The following is a 718-nucleotide window of genomic DNA, read 5'->3' as shown; positions in this document are numbered from 1 at the left end:
GACCATGCGCACGGCTTCCAGCATGAATTCCTGCGTATATCGAGCTCTCGGATTACCCATCTTTCCTTCCTCCTTGCGTGAGTTTTACACACTCAGCAAGGGATCCATTTTTTGCGGGCAAGCTCAAACCGACGAGCCAGTTGAACCCCGTTCCCAGCGGCGTCAGGATCATCATGAAAGACCACAGCGCGCTCGTTCCCGCCAGAACCTTGCGTGAACCATGCCGCTCGGCCAGACGACCCGCAGGAACCTGCCCCAGAGCGTAGGCCCAGAAATACACAGTCAGGATGACCGACATCTCGACCAGCGAGAGACCCAGCTCTTTCTGAATGGTGGGCGCCGCAATCGTCATGGCCGCCCGATCCAGCGTCATCACGAAGGTGATGGGAGCGACCAGCATCGAAACAATCCCCCACCGCAACTTGCCGATCTTGTTTGGCATTTAATCACTCCAGGTGATAACGGTCACACGGATTATAGGAAACCAAAAGAAACTGGAATCACGTCCCCAATATTCGAGGGATCATGCAGAAATGCTGACGGAGCGAGCGAGCCGTTCCGTGGATATATGATGCGTGGAGAGACCATTGGCGGACTGGGCCGCAGCGGACACGTGTTCCGCGTCGTCACCGTGGATCTGGAACAGCGGATCGCCGGCGTGGACTTGCTCGTGTCTGTCGGACAGACCGTGGAAGCCGGCGATCCCCTGTTCCAGACC

1 protein-coding gene is annotated in these 718 nt (G+C 57.2%); it reads right to left on the bottom strand.

Annotated elements, in window-relative coordinates:
* Nucleotides 1-52 precede the first annotated feature (52 nt).
* The gene (locus ACRXB1_RS37190; RefSeq protein ID WP_449494919.1) at nt 53-442 is read right to left on the bottom strand and encodes an MFS transporter; all 390 of its coding nucleotides are present in this window, start codon (nt 440-442) and stop codon (nt 53-55) included.
* Nucleotides 443-718 lie beyond the last annotated feature (276 nt).

It is taken from the genome of Caballeronia sp. M23-90 (assembly GCF_053574605.1).
This window is presented reverse-complemented; position numbering and strand designations above follow the sequence as displayed.

Excerpts from the sequence above, each read along its gene's own strand:
- ACRXB1_RS37190 (WP_449494919.1), bottom strand. The coding sequence starts at position 442 with ATGCCAAACAAGATCGGCAAGTTGCGGTGGGGGATTGTTTCGATGCTG.